This window comes from Chromobacterium alkanivorans, from assembly GCF_016937655.1.
In the GTDB taxonomy this organism is placed as follows: Bacteria; Pseudomonadota; Gammaproteobacteria; order Burkholderiales; family Chromobacteriaceae; genus Chromobacterium; species Chromobacterium alkanivorans.
In genome coordinates this window covers 81437-100731 of record NZ_JAFHKL010000003.1, presented here as the reverse complement: position 1 = coordinate 100731, position 19295 = coordinate 81437, and the positions used below count along the sequence as shown (strand labels likewise).

At 66.6% G+C, this 19295-nt stretch carries 19 protein-coding genes; 8 read left to right on the top strand and 11 right to left on the bottom strand.

Annotation, left to right across the window (positions count from 1 at the left end; genetic code table 11):
- Positions 1-38 precede the first annotated feature (38 nt).
- A complete protein-coding gene (locus tag JW897_RS06255; protein ID WP_205465508.1) occupies positions 39-1610 on the bottom strand; it encodes a hypothetical protein in 1572 nt (523 codons plus the stop codon).
- A 161-nt stretch (positions 1611-1771) separates the two neighbouring features.
- Complete coding sequence (locus tag JW897_RS06250) at positions 1772-2338, bottom strand: GNAT family N-acetyltransferase (RefSeq protein ID WP_205465507.1); 567 nt, start codon at positions 2336-2338, stop codon at positions 1772-1774.
- A 102-nt stretch (positions 2339-2440) separates the two neighbouring features.
- Between JW897_RS06250 and JW897_RS06245 the strand changes: the two genes are divergently transcribed.
- On the top strand, positions 2441-3844 hold the full coding sequence (locus JW897_RS06245; RefSeq protein WP_205465506.1) for an NAD(P)/FAD-dependent oxidoreductase: 1404 nt from the start codon (positions 2441-2443) through the stop codon (positions 3842-3844).
- A gap of 30 nt (positions 3845-3874) precedes the next feature.
- Positions 3875-4972: a polyamine ABC transporter substrate-binding protein gene (locus tag JW897_RS06240; RefSeq protein WP_205465505.1), complete on the top strand. Its 1098-nt coding sequence runs from the start codon at positions 3875-3877 to the stop codon at positions 4970-4972.
- On the opposite strand, the gene JW897_RS06235 is transcribed toward JW897_RS06240, so the two are convergent.
- Positions 4950-5705 (bottom strand): AraC family transcriptional regulator, encoded by a 756-nt coding sequence (locus tag JW897_RS06235; protein ID WP_205465504.1) that lies wholly within the window; start codon positions 5703-5705, stop codon positions 4950-4952. The genes JW897_RS06240 and JW897_RS06235 overlap by 23 nt on opposite strands.
- 219 nt (positions 5706-5924) lie before the next feature.
- On the opposite strand from JW897_RS06235, the gene JW897_RS06230 reads away from it, so the two are divergent.
- Complete coding sequence (locus JW897_RS06230; RefSeq protein WP_205465503.1) at positions 5925-6320, top strand: nuclear transport factor 2 family protein; 396 nt, start codon at positions 5925-5927, stop codon at positions 6318-6320.
- Positions 6321-6517: 197 nt separating this feature from the next.
- Here JW897_RS06230 and fabI read toward each other — a convergent pair whose 3' ends face one another.
- Positions 6518-7306, bottom strand: coding sequence for an enoyl-ACP reductase FabI (gene fabI / locus JW897_RS06225; protein ID WP_043591772.1), 789 nt, complete (start codon positions 7304-7306; stop codon positions 6518-6520).
- Between the two features lie 225 nt (positions 7307-7531).
- Here fabI and trxA point away from each other — a divergent pair, with 225 nt between their 5' ends.
- The 3 genes from trxA (at position 7532) to JW897_RS06210 (ending at position 10239) form a co-directional block, all read left to right on the top strand.
- Entirely contained in the window at positions 7532-7858 is a 327-nt protein-coding gene (trxA, locus tag JW897_RS06220; protein ID WP_039755088.1) for a thioredoxin TrxA, read from the top strand.
- 124 nt (positions 7859-7982) lie between these two features.
- A complete protein-coding gene (rho, locus tag JW897_RS06215; protein ID WP_043591613.1) occupies positions 7983-9239 on the top strand; it encodes a transcription termination factor Rho in 1257 nt (418 codons plus the stop codon).
- Positions 9240-9540: 301 nt separating this feature from the next.
- The gene (locus tag JW897_RS06210) at positions 9541-10239 is read left to right on the top strand and encodes a CoA pyrophosphatase (RefSeq protein ID WP_240352108.1); all 699 of its coding nucleotides are present in this window, start codon (positions 9541-9543) and stop codon (positions 10237-10239) included.
- Here the strand turns inward: JW897_RS06210 and JW897_RS06205 are convergent.
- Entirely contained in the window at positions 10217-12097 is a 1881-nt protein-coding gene (locus JW897_RS06205) for a sensor domain-containing diguanylate cyclase (RefSeq protein ID WP_205465502.1), read from the bottom strand. The genes JW897_RS06210 and JW897_RS06205 overlap by 23 nt on opposite strands.
- Before the next feature lie 232 nt (positions 12098-12329).
- On the bottom strand, positions 12330-13175 hold the full coding sequence (nadC, locus tag JW897_RS06200; RefSeq protein WP_048413865.1) for a carboxylating nicotinate-nucleotide diphosphorylase: 846 nt from the start codon (positions 13173-13175) through the stop codon (positions 12330-12332).
- Positions 13176-13248: 73 nt separating this feature from the next.
- Between nadC and JW897_RS06195 the strand changes: the two genes are divergently transcribed.
- Both JW897_RS06195 and JW897_RS06190 read left to right on the top strand, forming a co-directional pair.
- A complete protein-coding gene (locus JW897_RS06195; RefSeq protein ID WP_338030555.1) occupies positions 13249-13950 on the top strand; it encodes an energy-coupling factor ABC transporter permease in 702 nt (233 codons plus the stop codon).
- Positions 13951-14049: 99 nt separating this feature from the next.
- Entirely contained in the window at positions 14050-14430 is a 381-nt protein-coding gene (locus tag JW897_RS06190; RefSeq protein WP_048413863.1) for an MAPEG family protein, read from the top strand.
- 11 nt (positions 14431-14441) lie between these two features.
- Here the strand turns inward: JW897_RS06190 and JW897_RS06185 are convergent, their stop codons facing one another.
- The 5 genes from JW897_RS06185 to JW897_RS06165 form a co-directional block, all read right to left on the bottom strand.
- Positions 14442-15053, bottom strand: coding sequence for an HAD family hydrolase (locus tag JW897_RS06185; protein WP_205465501.1), 612 nt, complete (start codon positions 15051-15053; stop codon positions 14442-14444).
- Between the two features lie 44 nt (positions 15054-15097).
- Positions 15098-16123, bottom strand: coding sequence for a UDP-N-acetylmuramate dehydrogenase (gene murB / locus JW897_RS06180; protein ID WP_205465500.1), 1026 nt, complete (start codon positions 16121-16123; stop codon positions 15098-15100).
- Positions 16120-17526 (bottom strand): MATE family efflux transporter, encoded by a 1407-nt coding sequence (locus JW897_RS06175; RefSeq protein WP_048413861.1) that lies wholly within the window; start codon positions 17524-17526, stop codon positions 16120-16122. The genes murB and JW897_RS06175 overlap by 4 nt, the downstream gene beginning before the upstream one ends.
- Positions 17527-17784: 258 nt before the next feature.
- Entirely contained in the window at positions 17785-18084 is a 300-nt protein-coding gene (locus tag JW897_RS06170; RefSeq protein ID WP_205465499.1) for a hypothetical protein, read from the bottom strand.
- 326 nt (positions 18085-18410) lie between these two features.
- Positions 18411-19169, bottom strand: a complete 759-nt coding sequence (locus JW897_RS06165) for a hypothetical protein (protein ID WP_082158870.1) — start codon at positions 19167-19169, stop codon at positions 18411-18413.
- Positions 19170-19295 lie beyond the last annotated feature (126 nt).

Below are 19295 nucleotides of genomic sequence, written 5' to 3'. Positions count from 1 at the left end.
TTCTCAGCCGGCTTAGCCGGCTATTTTTTTGGGCAGGGCTAGGCCAGCGACGCTTCTATCGGCAGCCGCTGCAGCTCGCCGTTGAAAAAGCTGCGTTCGCCGCGGCGGAGGGAGGGCAGCAAGACCTGGAGGCGGGACAGCGCATCGGCGGCCTCCTGGCCGGCGCCTTGCTCATGCAGCAGAAACCAGGCGGCCTCCAGCAGTAGATTGGCTTGCTGCAAGGGCGGGAAGGCGGCGTTGCCGGCGAGCTGCTCGTCCAGCGCCAGAACCGCCGCCGCGGACCAGCGGCTGAAGCCCTTGGCCGGAGACAGCGAGGCGTGCAAGGGCTGCAGCGCCGCGATGGCGGTTTCCAGCGACAGCGGCTGTTGGGCGCGGAAGGCCGCCAGGCTGCGCGAGCGCGGCGGCGGGCAGTTGCCGCGGGCGATGCGCAGAATGAAGATCAGGTTCCAGGCGGAGCCGCTGCCGTAGCCGAAGCGGTCGCAAATCCATTCGGACAGCCCAAGCCAGCGCATCGCCTGCAACTGCACCGCGCCCACTTGTTGTTCCCGTTCCGGGTCGATCAGGCTCTGCTGCCAGAACAGCCACAGGCACCAGCCGATATTGGCGGCCACATGCTGGGCGGCGTCGATGGAATCCGCCTCGTAAGCCGCCTCCAGCGCGCCGCTCAGCGCCTGCAGCGCCGCGCCGGCCTCGCCTTGCTGGCGCGCGACGCCGGCGCCGCTGGTGGCGGCGTGCTTGTGCAACAGGGCCATCAGGTTCAGGCATTCGAAGCGCACGCGCGGGTTGTAGCGGAATACCGGCTGCAGCTCCGGCGAGGTTTGCAGATGCTCCAGCATGGTCCGCGCCGCGTCGGCGTCGCCGTGGGAATAACGCTCCCAGGCTTTGACGATGCAGGCCATCGCGGCGAAGGTCGGGTGGGCGTGATGCACGCTGCCGGCGTCCAGCACCCGGTCCAGCCGTTTCAGCGCGCTGCGGCTGCCGTCCAGCTGGGCGCTGCGGCGCCAGGCCAGGCTTTCCTTCATCAAGGCCAGCGCCTGCTGAAAATCGTCGCCGGCGAACTGGCGCGCGACGTGGAAGGATTCCGCCACCTGACGGCTGGGCCGGCGTCCGAAGCCGTCGTATTCATCGCGGATCGCTTGCGCCATCTGTTGCCAGAAGCGCATATCGCGCATCAGGTAGGACAGGTCGCCGGCCGGACTTTCCGGCCGTTCCCGGCGCAGGCCGAGGAAGTGCTCCAGCCAATCCCGCTCCACTTCGGCGCCGTCGGCGCGGAAGCGCAGCCGCGACGCCATGCCGGCCGCCAGCCAGAACGGGCCTCGGCTGCGCCCGTTCAGCGGCAGGGTGGCGATGGGCTGGCCGCGCGCGGCGCCCCAGCCCGCTTGCACGCCCCAGCGCGCGAAATCGGCGAAGGCGCGCGAGATCAGCATGCGGATATTGTTCTGGCCGGGAAAGCCCAGCCGCAAGGCGGAGGCGGACACCGCGCCGTCGCCGAAATGGTGGGCGTGCCAGAGCCGGGCCAGCAGCCAGACGGATTGGCCGCGGGCGGCTTCGCCGTTGACCTGGTAGGGGGCGGTTAACTCGATTTCGATGGCGTCGGAGGCTTCGGTCATGGTTGGCTCGGGCCGCTTGCGGATTGGGCTGGATAGAGGGCCGGCGGCGCTTGCGACAGGCGCTTGTCGGCGGAAGGCGTGATTCTACCGCTCCGCGTCGATGTTTTGACGGCGCCGGACGGTTGTTTGGCCGGGCGCGACGCCGCGGCGGGAGGGCGCGCTCACCAAAGCCGGTCGATTTCCCCCGGATGGAGCGCGATCTCGCAATGCTCGAAGCGCGCGGCCATCCGCTTGGCCCGGTCGCTGAAAAAGCAGGCCATCGTCGCCTTGTCGAACTGGCTGCTGGGAAACGGCGCGGCCGGCGTGCCGCCGATCAAGACGGCGCCGGGCAGCTCGTTCCAGCCGCAGCTTTGGTAAAAGCGCCGCAAGGGCTTGTCGCAAGTGAAGACGCCGAGGTCGGCGCCGTTGGCCTGCATGGTTTCGCGCGCGGAGGCGGCCAACAGCCGCCCCAGGCCGCGGCTGCGGTCCTCGGGCTGGGTGACCATGCAACTGATGCCGCTGGCCTGAAAGTCTTCGCCGGCGTGGCGCAGCGGCTTGCTGAGAATGTCCAGCGCCGACAGCACCCGGCGGTTCTCCACCAGCAGCAGCGACAGCGGCGCCAGCGCCGGGTCGTGGACGGGATCGGGGCCGGCCGGCGGCTCGCCGGGCCAGGCCAGGTTTTGCAGCGCCAGCACTTGCATGCGCAGTTCGGCGGGCACTTCCGCTTCGGGAAAGATCAGAATCTCCATAAGCTGGCTCTTCTCGCAATGGACGGGTATGGTCGACCTTCATGATAACAGCGTTGACGACGCGGCCGGACCTGGCCCGGTCGGCGGCGACAAGGAGAGCCGATGTCTTCACAGCCTCAAGCCTGTCTCTGGCTGGATCAAAGCCCCGCCGAGCCGCGCTGGCCGCCGTTGACCCAGTCCGCGCGCTGCGACGTGGCGGTGATAGGCGGCGGCTATACCGGCCTGTGGACCGCCTACTACCTCAAGCGGATGGCGCCGGAACTGGAGGTGGCGCTGCTGGAGGCGGAAAGCTGCGGCTGGGGCGCGTCCGGGCGCAACGGCGGCTGGCTGATCGGCGGGCTGGCCGGGCAGGAAGCCCATTTGCGCGGCCTGGACGGCGAGCGGCGCGAACAGGCGCGCCGGCGGCTGTTCGGCATCGTCGACGAGGTGGCCGCGGTATTGGCGCGCGAGGGCATCGAGTGCGATTTCGCCCATGGCGGCGTCTTGTACGCGGCGGCGCGCTATCCGGAGCAGGAGGCGGCGGGACGGCGCTGGCTGCGCGAACTGCGGCGGGCGGGGCACGGCGAAGCCGACTTTCGTTGGCTGGAGCGCGAGGAAGCGCAGTCGCAGCTGGGCGCGCGCGATGTGCGCGGCGGAGTGTTTTCGCCTCATTGCGCGGTGATCCAGCCGGCCAGGCTGGCGCAAGGGCTGGCGCGGGCCGCGGCGCGCTTGGGGGGGCGCATTCACGAGCGCAGCCCGGTGCGGCGGCTTGCTCCCGGCGTGGCGGGGCTGGACGGCTGCGAGCTGCGCGCCGACGTCATCGTGCCGGCGCTGGAGGGCGCGTCCAATCAGTTTCCTCTATTGGGGCGTTGCCTATTGCCGGTGCAGAGCCTGCTGCTGGCCACCGAGCCCTTGCCGGCGGCGCTGTGGGAGGAGATAGGCCTGGCGCGGCGGCAGGCCTTCGGCGATCTCAGCCGGATGGTGACTTACGGCCAGCGCAGCGCGGACGGGCGTCTGGTGTTCGGCGCGCGCGGCGGCTACCGGCTGGGCGGCCGCGCGCAGTGGGACTTTGATCCGGACGGCGCTGAGTTCGCGTGGCGCGAGCGTCTGTTGCGCCAGCTGTTTCCGGCGCTGGGCGCGGCGGCGGTGCAATACCGCTGGGGCGGCACCCTGGGGGTGGCGCGCGCCTTTACCCCCTACGCCATGTACGACCGGCGCGCCGGCATCGCCATGGCCGGCGGCTATGGCGGCGAGGGCGTGGGAGCGGCCAATCTGATGGGGCGCACGCTGGCGGAATGGATACTGGAGCGGGACGGCGATTTGACCTCCATGCCCTGGGTCGTGCCGGAGGGGCGTTTGGAGCGGGTGCGCCGCTGGGCGCCGGAACCCGTCCCCTGGTTGGGCTATCACCTGCTGCGCGGCGGCTACGCGCTGGAGGAGAGGTTGTGCGTCGGAAACGCCGCGCCGGCCTGGGCCCGACGGGGAGCGGGCAAGCTGGCCGCGGCGCTGGAGTCCTTGCTGGCCTGAAGGCCGGCGCGCGATAGGGGGAGGGCAGTCATGTTGCGACGCATTGGAGCCGTGATCTGGGTTTGCTGTGCGGCCTTGTCGGCGGAGGCGGCCGAAGAAAAGGTGCTGAACGTCTACAACTGGAGCCACTACATCGGCACGCAGACCTTGTGCCGTTTCGAGAGCGAGACCGGCATCAAGGTCCGCTACGACGTCTACGACAGCAATGAAATCCTGCAGGGCAAATTGTTGACCGGCCGCAGCGGCTACGATGTGGTGGGACCGTCGATGAGCTTTCTGGGCAATCAACTGGCGGCCGGCGTCTTTCAGCCGCTGGACAAGGCCAAGCTGCCCAATCATCGCCAACTGGACCCGGCGCTGCTGCGGCAACTGGCCGCCGCCGATCCGGGCAACCGCCACGCCGTGCCCTATTTGTGGGGCACCACCTCGGTGGCCGTCGACGAAGACCGGGCGCGGCGGGCGCTGGGAGGCCAGCCGCTGCCGGCCGACGCGCTGGCCTTGCTGTTCGATCCCGCCTATGCGGCGAAGCTTGGCGACTGCGGCGTCGCCATGATGATTTCGCCCAGCCAGGTGGTGGTGCAGGCGCTGATCTATCTGGGCAAGGATCCGGCTCTGAACCGGCCGGAGGACTTGGCGGCCGTCGCCGGCCTGCTGCGCGCGGTTCGACCCTATGTGCGGGTGTTCAGCTCCTCGCCCATCAACGACCTGGTCAACGGCGAGGTCTGCGCGGCGATGATTTACTCCGGCGACGCCTACATCGCCGCGCGCCGCGCGCGCGAGGCCAATAGTCCGCGCAAGATACGCTACCTGCTGTCCCCCAAGGGCGCCGAATTATGGATGGACACTTTCGCCATTCCCAAGGACGCGCCGCATCCGGACAACGCGCATCGTTTCCTCGATTTCATGATGCGGCCGGAAGTGATGGCGGACATCAGCAACGAGCTGTTCTATCCGAATGCCTTGCCGGCGACGCGGCCGCTGCTGGACCGCGCGCTGACGGCGGACCGCAACCTCTATCTGGACGCGGCGACGATGGCCAGGCTGCGCGGCCAGGGGCGGGTGCCGCCGGCGCTGCAAAGGGAGCGGGTGCGGCTGTTCAATCAGTTCAAGAACAATAGTTATCGCTGAAGACGTCCGCGGGCCGGCCCAGCAACTGGGCCGGCGTGCGGCCGAACTCCCGGCGGAAGGCGGCGATGAAGGCGCTGGGGCTGTCGTAGCCGCAGCGCCAGGCGGCGGCGCCGACCGCTTGGCCGGCCGACAGGTATTCCAGCGACTTCAACAGCCGCAGCCGGCGGCGCCAGGCCTGGAAGCTGAGCCCGGTCTGTTCCGGAAACAGGCGGCTCAGGCTGCGCCCGCTGAGGCCGGCCCATTGCGCCCAGTCGTCGCGCGAGCGCGGATCGTCGGGGGCGTCCGCCAGCGCGTCGGCGACGCGGCGCGCGCGCCGGTCTTGCGGCAAGGGCAGGTTCAGGCGCAAGGGCGGGCATTGCTCCAACTCGTCCAGCAAGACCTCCAGCAGCCGCTGTTGCCCGGGAAGGGGCGGAGCGGCGAAGTCCAGCGCGCGCCGCATGATGGCCGGCAGCAGCGCATCGCAGGCGATGGCTTGCGCGCTGGCCGGCAGCCGGACGCAGGCCGCGGCGGCGAAGTGCAGGCTGATGCCGTCTATCAGGCCGTGACGGTGGGAGGCGTGGCGCACGCCGGGGGGAATCCAGGCCAGGTGGCCGGGCGGCAGCCAGAGCCGGCCGCCGTCGGTGGCGATGCTCAGCACGCCGTGGCGCAGCAAGCTCAGCTGGCCGCTGTCATGGCTGTGCCAGGCTTCGGGATCGGCGGCGTCGTGGCGGATGCGGGCGGCGGCGAGCAACATGGGTTTGGCCTGTTTGAGATATTGCTAGGCATTATAGCGATAACGCGCCGTCGCGGCGGGGAGGGATACTGTCATCGTGGCGGCGCGGACTTTAGAGAGGCTGACAAAAACCCGTTTCGCGGCTGAGGCAAGTCGGCGCAACGCGGCATCCGGAATTTGTTGGCCGCTCTTGGCCGCGCCGCCCAACGTCGACATCGTATTCCCATAAGGAGCAAGACCATGCAAGACACCGCTATCGCCGTGGTGCGTGAATTATTCGACTGCGCGTTGCTGCGCCCGGAGCTGGACGAGAGCCGCTTGGCGCGATTGGTGCATCCCGACTACCGCCAGCAGGCGGACGGCCGCAGTCTGGACTACGCCGATTTCGTCAAGCATCTGCGCCATCTGAAGCAGGCGTGCCACCGGATCGGCCTGGAAATCCTCAGCTGGGCGGAGCAGGGCGAACGGCTGTTCACCCGTCATCTGGTCACCGCCGACAAGCGGGACGGCAGCCAGGTGCGCATGCTGGTCATCGCCGAGTTCCGCGTGCGCGACGGCATGGTGCGCGCCTGCGACGAACTGACGCATATGCTGAGCGGGGCGGCCGAGGACAGGGATCTGGGGTCTCGCCACTGATGCGGCTTGGCCGCATGACGTTGCGTTCGGGCATTCGCGCGTCTTGAACGCCGGCGGCATCGTTTTGCATGCGATGCCGCCGCGCTTATCCATTTCGCAATGGGGCGTCCCCCTAATATGAACGACGGCGGGGCGGCGGATGAGAGAGGGCAAAAAAAATGGACCCGGCGGGTCCATTCGATATGGCGGCGCTTGAATCAGGCTTCCGGCACGTTCAGCGAGTTGATGCTGAAGCCGGCGTCGACATAGGTGATTTCGCCGGTGATGCCCGAGGACAGATTGGACAGCAGGAAGGCGGCGGTGTTGCCCACTTCCTCGGTGGTGACGTTGCGGCGCAGACAGGATTGCCCGGCGGCCATGGCCAGCAGCTTGGAGAAGCCGGAAATGCCGGCGGCGGCCAGGGTCTTGATCGGGCCGGCGGAAATGCCGTTGACGCGGATGCCGTCCTTGCCCAGGCTGGCGGCCATGAAGCGCACCGAGGCCTCCAGACTGGCCTTGGCCAGGCCCATCACATTGTAATTCGGGATTGCGCGCACCGCGCCCAGGTAGGACAGGGTCAGCAGCGCGGCGTTGCGGCCCTGCATCATCGGACGCGCGGCCTTGGCCAGCGCCGGGAAACTGTAGGCGGACACGTCGTGGGCGGTCTGGAAGGCTTCGCGGCTCAGCGCGTCCAGGAAGTCGCCTTCCAGCGATTCGCGCGGGGCGAAGGCGATGGCGTGCACCAGGCCGTCCAGGCCGTCCCATTCCTTGCCGAGATCGGCGAACAATTTATTGATTTCTTCGTCGTTCTGCACGTCGCAGCGGAAAACCAGCTTGGAGCCGAAATCCGCGGCCATTTCGCGCACGCGGTCTTCCAGTTTGTCCACCACATAGGTGAACGCCAATTCCGCGCCTTCGCGATGACAGGCCTGGGCAATGCCGTAAGCGATGGAGCGGTTGGAGATCATGCCGGTAATCAGAATCTTTTTGCCTTGCAGAAAGCCCATTTGGAGTCCTTCTCGGAATAAACAGCTGCGCATTATACCGAAGCCCGGGCGTTTCAGCAGCGGCATTGTCGGCCAGGTCGGAGCCTTTCCGGTGGTATATAAGGAAAGAACGAAGCGCGAACCGGGCCGCGCGCGCCGGATTTCCGGTTGCTCCGGCAGTCCGCGCTTGCTACCATCACACATCAATTGCAGTCGATGCACCACCAAATAAATAGCGAGGAAACCATGAGCGATCTGATCCACCACGTAAGCGATGACAGTTTCGATACCGATGTTCTGAAAGCCGACCTGCCGGTGCTGGTTGATTACTGGGCCGAGTGGTGTGGTCCGTGCAAGATGATCGCTCCCATCCTGGACGAAGTGGCCAAGGAATACGAAGGCCGCCTGAAAGTGGTCAAGCTGAACATCGACCAGAACGAACTGACGCCGCCGAAATTCGGCATCCGCGGCATCCCGACGCTGATGATTTTCAAGGACGGCCAAGTTGCCGCCACCAAGGTGGGCGCGCTGGCCAAGAGCCAGTTGACCGCCTTCATTGACAGCCAACTGTAAAGCGTCTATTCTCCAGCAAAATCTCAAAACGGGTAGCGATTGACGCGTTGCCCGTTCCATTTTTTACGCCACCCTCCGAATTCAGCGTTCCGCTAAATCGTTACCGAGTCGACCTACGGCTGCTATGCACTTATCTGATCTAAAACATCTTCATGTTTCCGAGCTCGTTGAAATGGCCATTTCCAACGAGATCGACGGGGCCAACCGACTGCGCAAGCAGGACTTGATCTTCGCCTTGCTGAAAAACCAGGCCAAAAAAGGCGAGAGCATTTTCGGCGAAGGTACCCTGGAAGTGCTGCCGGACGGTTTCGGTTTCCTGCGCAGCCCAGACACCTCCTATCTGGCCGGCCCGGACGACATCTATGTCAGCCCGTCGCAGATTCGTCGCTTCAACCTGCATACCGGCGATTCGATCGAAGGCGAGATCCGCACCCCGAAGGACGGCGAACGCTACTTCGCGCTGGTCAAGGTGGACAAGGTCAACGGCGAAGCGCCGGAGAACTCCAAGCACAAGATTCTGTTCGAGAACCTGACGCCGCTGTTCCCCACCGAGCAGTTCAAGCTTGAGCGCGACATCCGCGCCGAGGAAAACATCACCGGCCGCATCATCGACCTGATCTCGCCGATCGGCAAGGGCCAGCGCGGCCTGCTGGTGGCGCCGCCGAAGTCCGGCAAGACCGTGATGCTGCAACACATCGCCCACGCCATCACCGCCAATCACCCGGAAGCGGTGCTGATCGTGCTGCTGATCGACGAGCGTCCGGAAGAAGTGACCGAGATGCAACGCTCGGTCAAGGGCGAAGTGGTGTCGTCCACCTTCGACGAGCCGGCCACCCGTCACGTGCAAGTGGCCGAGATGGTGATCGAGAAAGCCAAGCGCCTGGTGGAGCACAAGAAGGACGTGGTGATCCTGCTGGACTCCATCACCCGTCTGGCGCGCGCTTACAACACCGTGGTGCCGGCCTCCGGCAAGGTGCTGACCGGCGGCGTGGACGCCAACGCGCTGCAACGCCCGAAGCGCTTCTTCGGCGCCGCGCGCAATGTGGAAGAGGGCGGCAGCCTGACCATCATCGCCACCGCGCTGATCGATACCGGCAGCCGCATGGACGATGTGATCTACGAGGAATTCAAGGGCACCGGCAACAGCGAGATCCATCTGGAGCGCCGCATGGCCGAGAAGCGCATCTTCCCGGCGCTGAACATCAACCGCTCCGGCACCCGTCGCGAAGAGCTGCTGATTCCGCAGGATCAGCTTCAGCGGATCTGGGTGTTGCGCAAGCTGCTCTACCCGATGGACGACCTGGAAGCGATGGAATTCCTGCAGGACAAGATCAAGGCCACCAAGTCGAACCAGCAGTTCTTCGACTCGATGCGCCGCTAAGAACGTGTTTACGATCTCGCGAGCTAAGGCGAGACAAGGCGAAAACGGTTGAGAAGGCGGAATGTACAAGTGGTACATGAGCATTTCGAAGATGTTTTCAACGCCGTATCGCCGACGCGCAGCAGATCGTAAACAGGTTCTAAGAGCGTTCGGAAACGCTCAGCAATGCCAGGCTCGCCGCCTGGCATTTTTTTTGCCCGCGTCCGCCGGCGCCGCTCAGGCCCCCGGCGCGCGGGTTTTTTGTTAATACCGATGGCGGCGTCGACAGCGAGGCCGCGATTTGGCCTAAGATGGAGCAAGGATGCCGCCGGCGCGTTGGCCCGGCGAGTGGATGACGGCAGGGGACAATAATATGTGGTCGATGGAGGCGGGAGAAGCGGCCGACTGGATTGCCGGTCGGCTTTCGGCTTATGACTTTACCGGCAGGGTCGGCGATTTCAGTTTCCGGCCGGCCGACGGCGGTCTGCGGCCGGCGGCGGTGCTGGTGCCGCTGGTGTGGCACAGCGAGGGGCCCACGGTGATGTTGACCCGGCGCGCGGAAAACCTGCCGGCCCACGCCGGCCAGGTCAGCTTTCCGGGCGGCAAGCTGGAGCGGGACGACGGCTCCGCCGAGCGCGCCGCGCTGCGCGAAACGCGGGAGGAAACCGGGCTGACGGAGAATCATGTCCGGCTGCTGGGCCGTTTGCCGGACTATGTGACGATTACCGGCTTCGTGGTGACGCCGGTGGTGGGCCTGGTGCTGCCGCCGTTCGAACTCAGCCCAGAGCCGGGCGAGGTGGCCGAGGTGTTCGAGGCGCCGCTGCCGCTGCTGATGGACACCGGCGCTTATCAGCGCCACAGCCACCGGGGGGGCGACGGCCAGATGCGCGCGTATTTGTCTCTAGACTGGCAGCGCCACCGGATCTGGGGCGCCACCGCGGCGATGTTGTGGCTGCTGTCCGACGCCTTGGGCGTGGCCGGACAGGATCGGCCGCCGTTCAGATCATGTCCAGATCGTTGAACAGGATGTTGCGGCCGGCCACCTTGGCTTCGTAAAGCAGGCGGTCGGCGCGCGCCAGCATCAGTTCCGGCGTGTCGTGAGGCCGCCAGTCGGTCAGCCCGCCGCTGAAGGTCACGCTCTGATCCACCAGCGGGAAGCGGGTCTGGCTCAGCACCACTTGCACCCGTTCCATCACCTTTTGCGCGTCGCGCAGCCGGGTGCAGGGGAAAATCACCAGGAATTCCTCGCCGCCCACCCGCGCGCTGATGTCGGTGTTGCGCGTGGTGTCGGTCAGCGCGTTGGCCACCGCCACCAGCACATTGTCGCCGGCCTGGTGGCCGTGGCGGTCGTTGAATTGCTTGAAGTGGTCGATGTCGAACACCGCTATGGTCATGGTCTGGCCGTAGCGTTCGCAGCGGCTGATCTCGTCCTTCAGCATCATGTCGGCGTAGCGCCGGTTGTACAGATGGGTCAGCGGGTCGGTGGCCGCCATTTCGCTCAGTTGCTGGTTGCTTTCCTGCAACTGCTGCTCCAGCTGTTTGCGGCTGGAAATATCGTAGAGCGCCACCAGCGTGGACGGCGGGGTGCGTTCGCCCAAGGGGCGCAGCGAGACGATGACCCAGAGCCGGCTGTGGTCCTCCAGTTCCAGCTCCATTTCCTGATTCTCGACTTCCTGGCCGGCCTCCAGCCACTGATCCAGCGGCTGCAGTCGAAACGGCAGGTTGAGAATGTCCGAATCCTCCTTGGAGCCCGCCGCGCGCGGCGGCAGCTGCAGCATGGCGCGGGCCAGCGCGTTGGCGCGCTGGATGCGGCGGGTCTTGGGATTGACCAGCAGCAGCGCCAGCGGCGCGGTGTCCAGGATCAGCTTGGCCTCTTCCTCGCTTTGCCGGATCAGGTCGGTGCTGCGGCTCAGCAGCGTGTGCTGGCGCAGATTGGACAGGTAGTTGCGCAAGGCCAGCAGCGTCATGCCGGCGATGAACAGCCAGCCCAGCAGCGCCAGCATCGCCTTCTCCTGCACCGAGCGAGTGAAGTCCTTGCGGGCGATGCCCACCGCCACCTGGAACGGGTAGCGGCCGGTCTGGCTTTGGCTGTACAGGCGGGTGACGCCGTCGATATTGGACGGCGCGCTGAATTGCGCCTGATTGCCGTCGCGGCTGAGCAGCTTGGCCGGTTGCAGCGGCCGGAACTGTCGTTCCAGTCCCTTGGGCGGCTTGGGCCAGCGCGCCACCATCAGCTGCCTTTGGTCCAGCACCAGGATTTCCCCGTGCTCGCCGACGGTGATGCGCGAGACTTCGTCCTGAAAGAAATTGTTGGCGATGACGCCGGCGGCCATGCCGATGACGTTGCCGCCGTCGTCGCGCAGCTTGCTGGCCAGCACGATGCCGTGTTGCTCGGGGTTGTGCTGGGCTGCGGTGTAATTGTTTTCCGGGCCTTCGTTACGGTGCAGCCAGCGGCAGAACTCATTGTGAGGCTGCCGCACGATGGCGGCCTGACGGCTGGTGAAGATGGCCTGGCAGGCGCTGTCTATGATTTCTATCCGGCTCAGATAGGGGGCCAGCTGCAGTTGCTGCTGCAGTTGCTGAAACAGTTTTTGTTGCCCGTCCTCGCTGCTTTTGCCGGTGTGCAGCAGGGCCTGGACCTGCGGCAGCTGGCTGCTGCTTTGCAGGATCAGCCCGGCTTCGCTGATGCCGGCGGCCAGCCGCTCCGCCAGCAGCTGGCTGAGGCCGTTGGCCTGCCGCAGCGCGTTTTCCTCTTCCTGGTGATAGGTGTTGAGCAGTTCCAGGGCCACCAGCGCCAGCGTGCCGAGCAAGAAGAGGATGGAACCCCAGATCGCATAGCGTGCCGGGCGTTTGTTCCGTTTGCGGAGGTTGAAGTCCATGACGCTCGTTATTGGGGGTTATGAACCAGTTATAGCGCTAGGCGGCGGAGTATGACAGGGGCCCGCCGCCGCCGGGCCCGGACGGCGTCTCAGAACCTGTTCAAAGTCTGCTGTGCTTCGGCGATACAGCGTTGAAAACCAGCTCAAAATGCTCATGTACCACGTGTACATTCCGCTTTTTCGCTCATTTTCGCCTTGTCTCGCCCTTGCTCGCGAGACTTTGAGCAGGCTCTCAGGCCGCGGTGAAGCGCATCGAGAGATCGACGGCGCGGACGTCCTTGGTCAGCTTGCCCACGGAAATGCGGTCGACCCCGGTTTCCGCAATCGCGCGCACGGTGTCGAAGTCCACGCCGCCGGAGGCTTCCAGCTGGGCGCGGCCGGCGGTCAGGCGCACCGCTTCGCGCATTTGCTCCAGCGACATATTGTCCAGCAGCGCCAGCTTGGCGCCGTGGCGCAGCGCTTCTTCCAGTTGCTCCAGCGTTTCCACCTCGATCTGCAGGCTGACGTCGGCCGGGGCCAGTTGTTGCGCGGCCCGCAGCGCGGCGGCGATGCCGCCGGCCGCCATGATGTGGTTTTCCTTGATCAGGATGCCGTCGAACAGGCCGACGCGCTGATTGTCGCCGCCGCCGGCGGTCACCGCGTATTTCTGCGCCAGCCGCAGCCCCGGCATGGTCTTGCGGGTGTCCAGTATCCGGGCGCGGGTGCCGGCTACGGCGTCGACGTAGCGGCGGGTTTCGCTGGCGACCGCGGACAGGGTCTGCAGGAAGTTGAGCGCGGAGCGTTCCGCGCTCAGCAGCGCGCGCGCCGGGCCGGCGATATTGCACAGCACCGCGCCGGCGGCCACTTGCTCGCCTTCGGCGGCCAGCCACTCCACCCGGCAACGGGGGTCGACTTGGCGGAAGCATTCGTCGAACCAGGCCTGGCCGCACAGCGTGGCCGCTTCGCGCGCAATCACCCGCGCCGCGCCGGCGCTGTGTTCGGGAATCAGCAGGGCGGTCCAGTCGCAGCGGCCGATGTCTTCGGCCAGGGCGGCGGCGACTTGCTGGGCGATCAGGTGAGGGGCGGGCAAAGCGGGCATGCGGGACTCTCCAAGAAAACGTCATTGTACCCAATGGCGACGGCTTGGTGCGCGCGCTCTGGTATCATTCGAAATGAATAAGCAAGCCGATAGGTCGTTCATGGATTTGCCCGCATCGTTTTTTCCCGACGCCGCGCTTTGGTTGAGCAATGGCGCGGCTTTGTCTTTGTTGGCGCTGGCGGCGCGGCGGGTGGCCTGGCGCGGCTTGCCCTTGCCGGCCTGCAACGCCTGGATGGGCGCCTGCGTGCTGGCGCTGGCCTTGTGGCTGTTGCGCGGCGGCGTGGCGCCGGGCCTGTCCTTCCATTTGCTGGGCGCCGGCCTGTTCACCCTGATGATGGGGCCGTGGCTGGCCTTGCTGGCCTTGGCGCTGCCCTTGCTGGCGCTGGCCTTGAGCGGGCAGGCCGATTTGCCGGCGCTGGGCCTGAATTATCTGACCATGATCTTGCCGCCGGTGGCGCTGTCCGCCGCGGCGCTGCGGCTGAGCCAGCGCGCCTTGCCCAGCAATCTGTTCGTCTACGTCTTCGTCAACGGCTTTCTCGCCGGCGGCGCCGGCATGTTCGCCGCGGGCCTGTCCGGCCTGTCGGCCTTGGGGCTGGCCGGCGCCTATCCCTGGGACCAGTTGCTGGAAGAGACGCTGCCGTTCTATTTTTTATTGTCGTGGTCGGAGGCCTTCACCACCGGCTTGTTGGCGGCGGTGCTGGTGGTTTACCGGCCGGAGTGGGTGGCGACCTTTGACGACGGCCGTTACCTCGGGCCGCGACGCCGTGCGCGGTGAGAGGCTGTTGGCGGTCCGCCGCGCGGCGTAAGAGGCGACAGGGCGAGCGCGTTTTCAAGGGCGCTCATGCGTAATGCTGGATCAAGATAGGAGAATGTCATGCCGTTCGCTTTATGGAGCATTTTGCTGGCGGCCTTGCTGCCGTTGATTTGGGCCGGGGTGACCAAGGCCGGCGCGCGGATGGACAACCACAAGCCGCGAGAGGCGCTGGCCCAGGCCAGCGGTTACCGGCTGCGCGCCAATTGGGCGCAGCAGAACGCCTGGGAGGCGCTCCCGACCTATGCCGCCGCGGTGCTGGTGGGATGGGCGATGCACGTGCCGCAGGCCTTTCTGGACGCCGCCGCCGGGGTTTTCATCGTCGCGCGGGTCGCGCACGGCTTGCTGTATCTGGCCGATCAGGCCAGCTTGCGCTCGCTGTCCTGGCTGATCGGCCTGCTGACGGTGGTGGCGATTTTCTGCAAGGCCGGCGGGGTGTTCTAGCGCGGCCCGGCCTAATCCAGCCAGCCGTTGGCGCGCAGCGCCGCCTGCACCTGGTCCAGGCCCTTGGTGTGAAAGGCCTGCCAGCCGGCGCGGCGCGCGGCGTCCACGCATTCGATATTGTCGTCGAAGAAAGCGATACGCCCCGCCGCGACGCCCAGTTCCTGCTGCACATGGCGGTACGCCGCGTCGTCCGGCTTGCGCAGGCCGATCAGATGGGAGGCGAACAGCTTGTCGAAGCGGTGCAGCAGATCGAATTCGCGCTCGATCTTGCCCCAGTGCAGCGCGTTGTTGTTGCTGAGCACGGCCAGGCGATGGCGAGCGCCGAGCCGGGCCAGCATCTCGGCCGCGCCGGGGAAGGCGCCGCGCAGCCAGCTGTCCAACTGCGCGGTCATTTCCTTCGCGTCGATGTCCAGCCCCAGATGCTCCGCCATCGCGGCGCTGAACGCCTCCGGCGTGCAGGCGCCGGTGTCGAGTTCGGCGATCCACGGCGTTTCCATCCAGAAACGTCGGGCCTGCTCCGGATCCAGCCTGCCCTGGGACAGCTTCACCAGCGGGTCGATGCCGTTCCAGTCCACCAATACCCCGCCCAGATCGAATACCAGCACGTCTACGCTTGAATTCATTGCTTCGCCTTTTGTCTAGGGCGCGAGCGGCTCGCGCCAACAGTTTAGAGAACGATGGGTTCCGGCTCCAGTTCCACGCCGAAGCGCCGACGGACTTCGGCGCGCACCTTGTCGGCCAGCGCGCGCATCTGTTCGCCGCTGGCGGCGCCGTAGTTGACCAGCACCAGCGCCTGGCGCGCGTGCACGCCGGCGTCGCCGTCGCGATAGCCTTTCAGCCCGCATTGGTCGATCAGCCAGCCCGCGGCCAGCTTGATCTGGCCGTCGGCGGCGGGGTAGTGCGGCAACGCCGGATGGCGCGCCAGCAGCGCTTGCGCCTGCTCCGCCGGCAGCACCGGGTTTTTGAAGAAGCTGCCGGCGTTGCCCAGCTCGGCCGGGTTGGGCAGCTTGCTGGAGCGGATGCGGATCACCGCGTCGCTGACGTCCCGCGGCGTGGGCGAGACGACGCCGGCGGCGGTCAGCTCTTGCTGAATGTCGCCGTAGCCGGTGCGCAGCCGCGGCGCGCGCGACAGCCGGAAACGCACGGCGACGACCAGCAGACGGCCGGCGGCTTCGTGCTTGAACACGCTGTCGCGATAGCCGAAGCGGCAGTCCGCCGCGTCCAGCGTCAGTTCGGCGCCGCCGCGCTCGAGGTCGGCGCAGACGACTTGGTGAATGTGGTCCTTGGCCTCCACGCCGTAGGCGCCGATGTTCTGGATCGGGCTGGCGCCTACGGTGCCGGGAATCAGGCTGAGGTTTTCCAGCCCGTACCAGCCCCGGCTCAGGGTGTGGAGCACGAAGTCGTGCCAGTTCTCGCCGGCGGCGGCTTCGACGATACGCTCGTCGCCGTTCTCCTCCAGCAGGCGGATGCCGCGCAGCCCCAGCTTGACCACCAGGCCGGGGTAGTCGCGGGTGAACAGCAGATTGCTGCCGCCGCCCAGCCACAGCACCGGGCCGGTTTGATAGGCCGGGCTGTCCAGCAGCGCCGGCAGGTCGGCCAAGGCGTTCAGTTCGCAAAAGTCGCGCGCGCGCGCGTCCATGCCGAAGGTGTTCAGCGGTTTGAGCGGGTGATGTTGGCTGAAGGTCAGGCTCATGGCGCCGGTTCCGGTTGAAGTTGTCGATGCAGGCGGCGGCGGCTTTCCCCGGCCAGGTAGCGGGTCAGGAACAGCGCGGCCACGCTCAGGCTGATCACCAGCGCGGTCCAGAAGCCGAACACGCCCATGGGCTTCCTGGTCAGCCAGTCGGTCAGGCCCAGAGTGATGCCCAGGCCCAGGCCCACGCACCAGAACGACAGAATGTGAATGATCATCGGCACCGTGGTCAGCTTGTAGCCGCGCAAGGCGCCGGAGGCGATGGTCTGGGCGGCGTCGGTCAATTGATAGACCGCGGCGAACAGCAGCAGGGTGGCGCCCATCGCGATCACGCGTGGGTCCGGCGTGTACATGCGCATGATGGGTTCGCGGAACAGCAGCACCACCAGCATCGCGCAGAAGGCCATGCTCAGGCCCAGCAGCAGGCCCACGCCGGAGCTGAAGCGGGCGGCGCGGTAGTCGCCGGCGCCTACGTGGTGGCCAACGCGCACCGACAGCGCGGTGGCCACGCTTTGCGGCAGCATGTAGATGATGCTGGAAAAATTGAGCACGGATTGGTGGGTGGCCACCACCACGGTGCCCAGCTCGGCGATCAGCAGCGCGATGAAGGAGAACAGGCTGACCTCGACGAAGAAGGACAGGCCGATGGGCACGCCCAACTTGAGGAAGCCGCGGTACATGCGCCAGTCCGGGCCGCGCAGCCGCTCCAGCAGCCGGAAGCGGCTGAAGTTGCGATGCCAGCTGACATAGGCGAGCAGGGCCAGGCAGTTGAACCAGAACACGATGCCGGTGGCCCAGCCGCAGCCGGCGCCGCCCAGTTTGGGCAGGCCGAACAGGCCGTGGATCAGGATGTAGTTGAGCGGCACGTTCAGCGCCAGCGCCAGCAGGCTGACCACCATGATGGCCTTGGGCCGGCCCAGGCTGGACGCGTAGGCGTGCAGCGCGCGGTGGGTCATCGCCGCCGGCATGCCCACGGCGGCCCCGGTGATGAACAGCATCACCTTGTCGGTCACTTCCGGCGGCAGATGCAGCCACAGCCGCAGCGCCGGCTCCAGCGCCACCATCATCGCCGCGCCGAAGAGGCCGATCAGCAGGCCGAACCACAGGCCCTGGCGCGCGGTGTCCTTGAATTTGTCGTGCTCGCCGGCGCCCAGCTGGTGGGCCAGGATGGGGTTGAGCGCGGTGACGATGCCCATCAGGGTGACGTAGAAGGTGATGAACACGCTGGCGCCCAGCGAGACGGCGGCCAGGTCGTCGGTGCTGACGCGGCCGGCCATCACGGTGTCGACGAAGGCGGTGGCCACCTGAGCGATCTGGGCGATCATCATCGGCAAGGCCAGCCGGCTGATTTGACGGGCTTCCTGCAGCACGGCCCCGCGCGGGGCGCGATTGATTTCAAACAGCATGGGAGTAGGCGGGATGGCACGGAGAACTGGCCATTATACCGGCTGCGGGGCGGGCTTGTCTTTGCCGCTCCATGACAATGGGGCGGCAAAGGGCGGAACGGACGCGCGGAGCGCCCCCGGCGGTTCTTGGAACGGATTTGCGATCCCGGGAGCCAAGGCGAGGCGCGAGGCGTTGCGGCTGAAGAAGCGGATGAGCCTTCCTAAGCGCTGCTCGCCGTGTAAGGCCTCGCGACGCGCGGCCGAGCGTAAACCGGTTCTTCAGAAGCGCGCGGGCGGATCGCGGCGCAGATCGCAGCTGATCAGCAACTCGCCGCCGAAACGGGCGTTGATGCTGAGCGCGTCCACCAGCGAAATGTCCCGCACGGTCAGGTGTTCGCCGTTGCGGTCCAGTTCATAGCCCAGCTCATGGGCGAAATCCGCCAGCTCTTGCAGGGCGGGGGTGTCGGTCGGCGTGAGCGGAGAGGCGCTCAGGCTGCCGCAAAGGGGGCGAGGTCTTCCCACGGCGTCGAAATTGGCAAAAGAGAAATCGGTATAGCTATCTTGCAGGCAGTCGTACATGGCGGTTCTCCAATCGGTTCGGTCGCGGTTGGCGCGCCGGACTGGGATCTCGCCGGCGACGCTTTAGCAGGATTTTTGGGCGCCCTGCAAGTTGTCTTTAACTCGGCGCCGCCGCGCATGCCCGAAACGGAAACGGGGCGCGGCTCATGCATCGATCCGAAGCGATTGCCGTGCTTAACTGCCTGTACGGGTAAAACAAAACCCGCCTACGACTAAGAGCGCAAGCGGGTTGACCGGTTTGACGCTTTAGCTGGCATTTGTTAAGCGCCCGCAAGCTGTGTCAAATCGGCGCATGAATGTCAGCCTATGCCTTTGGCTTTGGGCTGTCAATCCCCTTGCTCGGCCTCGGCGGGCCAATCGGCCAGCCAGCCGCGCCAGTGAGGTTCCGGCCGCGCGGCGACGGCGGCGCGCAGCCCCTGTTTACAGGCCTGGTGGGCGGCGGCGTCCAGCGCGCCTTCCAGCCATTGCCGACGCAGCCACAGCAGGTGGCAGCTGGCGGCCTGGCGCGCGTTGTGCTCCGCGAGCGCGCCGGCGTTGCCGGCGCGATACAGTTCCCAGCGCCGCGGGCCGTTGAGTTCGGCCTCGCCGGGCAGGCCGCACAGCCGGGCCAGTTCGCCCAGCGGGGTGGCCAGTTCGGCATGGCCGCCGCTCAGGATTTCGCTCAGCGCGCAATGCGCGTCCGCTGGCCGGCCGGAACGCAGCTGCTCCGCCAGCGGCAGGCCCAGCGCCAGCGCGCGATGGCGCAGCACCGGCAGCTCCAGCCGCGAGCCGTCCCAGCTGACCAATTGCGCCCGGCTGTCGCGCAGCAGGTCCAGCCAGTCCGCCAGCATCGCGGCTTCGTCGCCGGCGTCGACGGCGAGCCGCTCGACGAGGCGAGTGCGCCCATCCTGCTGCAGCACGCCGGCGATGGCGACGACGCGGTGCAAGTGGAAGGGGATGAAGTCGGTGCCGCTCTGGGCGCGGCAGCGCTGCAGCACGAAATCGGCGACGTCGGCCTCCCCGATTTCGCCGTCCAGCTGATAGAGCTGGCGGATGGCGGGCACGTTGGGAATGGTCTGAAGATGAAAGCTGAGAGTAGGGCGCACGGGCGGGGTCTTGTCGGAGTCGGCGAATCGGCAGCGATTGTATGCCTATCACCGGAGGCGGGCAATTGGCGGTCGTGGATGTTGCATCGCGGCGGGATATGGCGGCGAATTGTATTTTCTGCAAAG

Excerpts from the sequence above, each read along its gene's own strand:
- JW897_RS06255 (WP_205465508.1), bottom strand. The coding sequence starts at position 1,610 with ATGACCGAAGCCTCCGACGCCATCGAAATCGAGTTAACCGCCCCCTAC.
- JW897_RS06250 (WP_205465507.1), bottom strand. The coding sequence starts at position 2,338 with ATGGAGATTCTGATCTTTCCCGAAGCGGAAGTGCCCGCCGAACTGCGC.
- JW897_RS06245 (WP_205465506.1), top strand. The coding sequence starts at position 2,441 with ATGTCTTCACAGCCTCAAGCCTGTCTCTGGCTGGATCAAAGCCCCGCC.
- JW897_RS06240 (WP_205465505.1), top strand. The coding sequence starts at position 3,875 with ATGTTGCGACGCATTGGAGCCGTGATCTGGGTTTGCTGTGCGGCCTTG.
- JW897_RS06235 (WP_205465504.1), bottom strand. The coding sequence starts at position 5,705 with ATGTTGCTCGCCGCCGCCCGCATCCGCCACGACGCCGCCGATCCCGAA.
- JW897_RS06230 (WP_205465503.1), top strand. The coding sequence starts at position 5,925 with ATGCAAGACACCGCTATCGCCGTGGTGCGTGAATTATTCGACTGCGCG.
- fabI (WP_043591772.1), bottom strand. The coding sequence starts at position 7,306 with ATGGGCTTTCTGCAAGGCAAAAAGATTCTGATTACCGGCATGATCTCC.
- trxA (WP_039755088.1), top strand. The coding sequence starts at position 7,532 with ATGAGCGATCTGATCCACCACGTAAGCGATGACAGTTTCGATACCGAT.
- rho (WP_043591613.1), top strand. The coding sequence starts at position 7,983 with ATGCACTTATCTGATCTAAAACATCTTCATGTTTCCGAGCTCGTTGAA.
- JW897_RS06210 (WP_240352108.1), top strand. The coding sequence starts at position 9,541 with ATGCCGCCGGCGCGTTGGCCCGGCGAGTGGATGACGGCAGGGGACAAT.
- JW897_RS06205 (WP_205465502.1), bottom strand. The coding sequence starts at position 12,097 with ATGGACTTCAACCTCCGCAAACGGAACAAACGCCCGGCACGCTATGCG.
- nadC (WP_048413865.1), bottom strand. The coding sequence starts at position 13,175 with ATGCCCGCTTTGCCCGCCCCTCACCTGATCGCCCAGCAAGTCGCCGCC.
- JW897_RS06195 (WP_338030555.1), top strand. The coding sequence starts at position 13,249 with ATGAATAAGCAAGCCGATAGGTCGTTCATGGATTTGCCCGCATCGTTT.
- JW897_RS06190 (WP_048413863.1), top strand. The coding sequence starts at position 14,050 with ATGCCGTTCGCTTTATGGAGCATTTTGCTGGCGGCCTTGCTGCCGTTG.
- JW897_RS06185 (WP_205465501.1), bottom strand. The coding sequence starts at position 15,053 with ATGAATTCAAGCGTAGACGTGCTGGTATTCGATCTGGGCGGGGTATTG.
- murB (WP_205465500.1), bottom strand. The coding sequence starts at position 16,123 with ATGAGCCTGACCTTCAGCCAACATCACCCGCTCAAACCGCTGAACACC.
- JW897_RS06175 (WP_048413861.1), bottom strand. The coding sequence starts at position 17,526 with ATGCTGTTTGAAATCAATCGCGCCCCGCGCGGGGCCGTGCTGCAGGAA.
- JW897_RS06170 (WP_205465499.1), bottom strand. The coding sequence starts at position 18,084 with ATGTACGACTGCCTGCAAGATAGCTATACCGATTTCTCTTTTGCCAAT.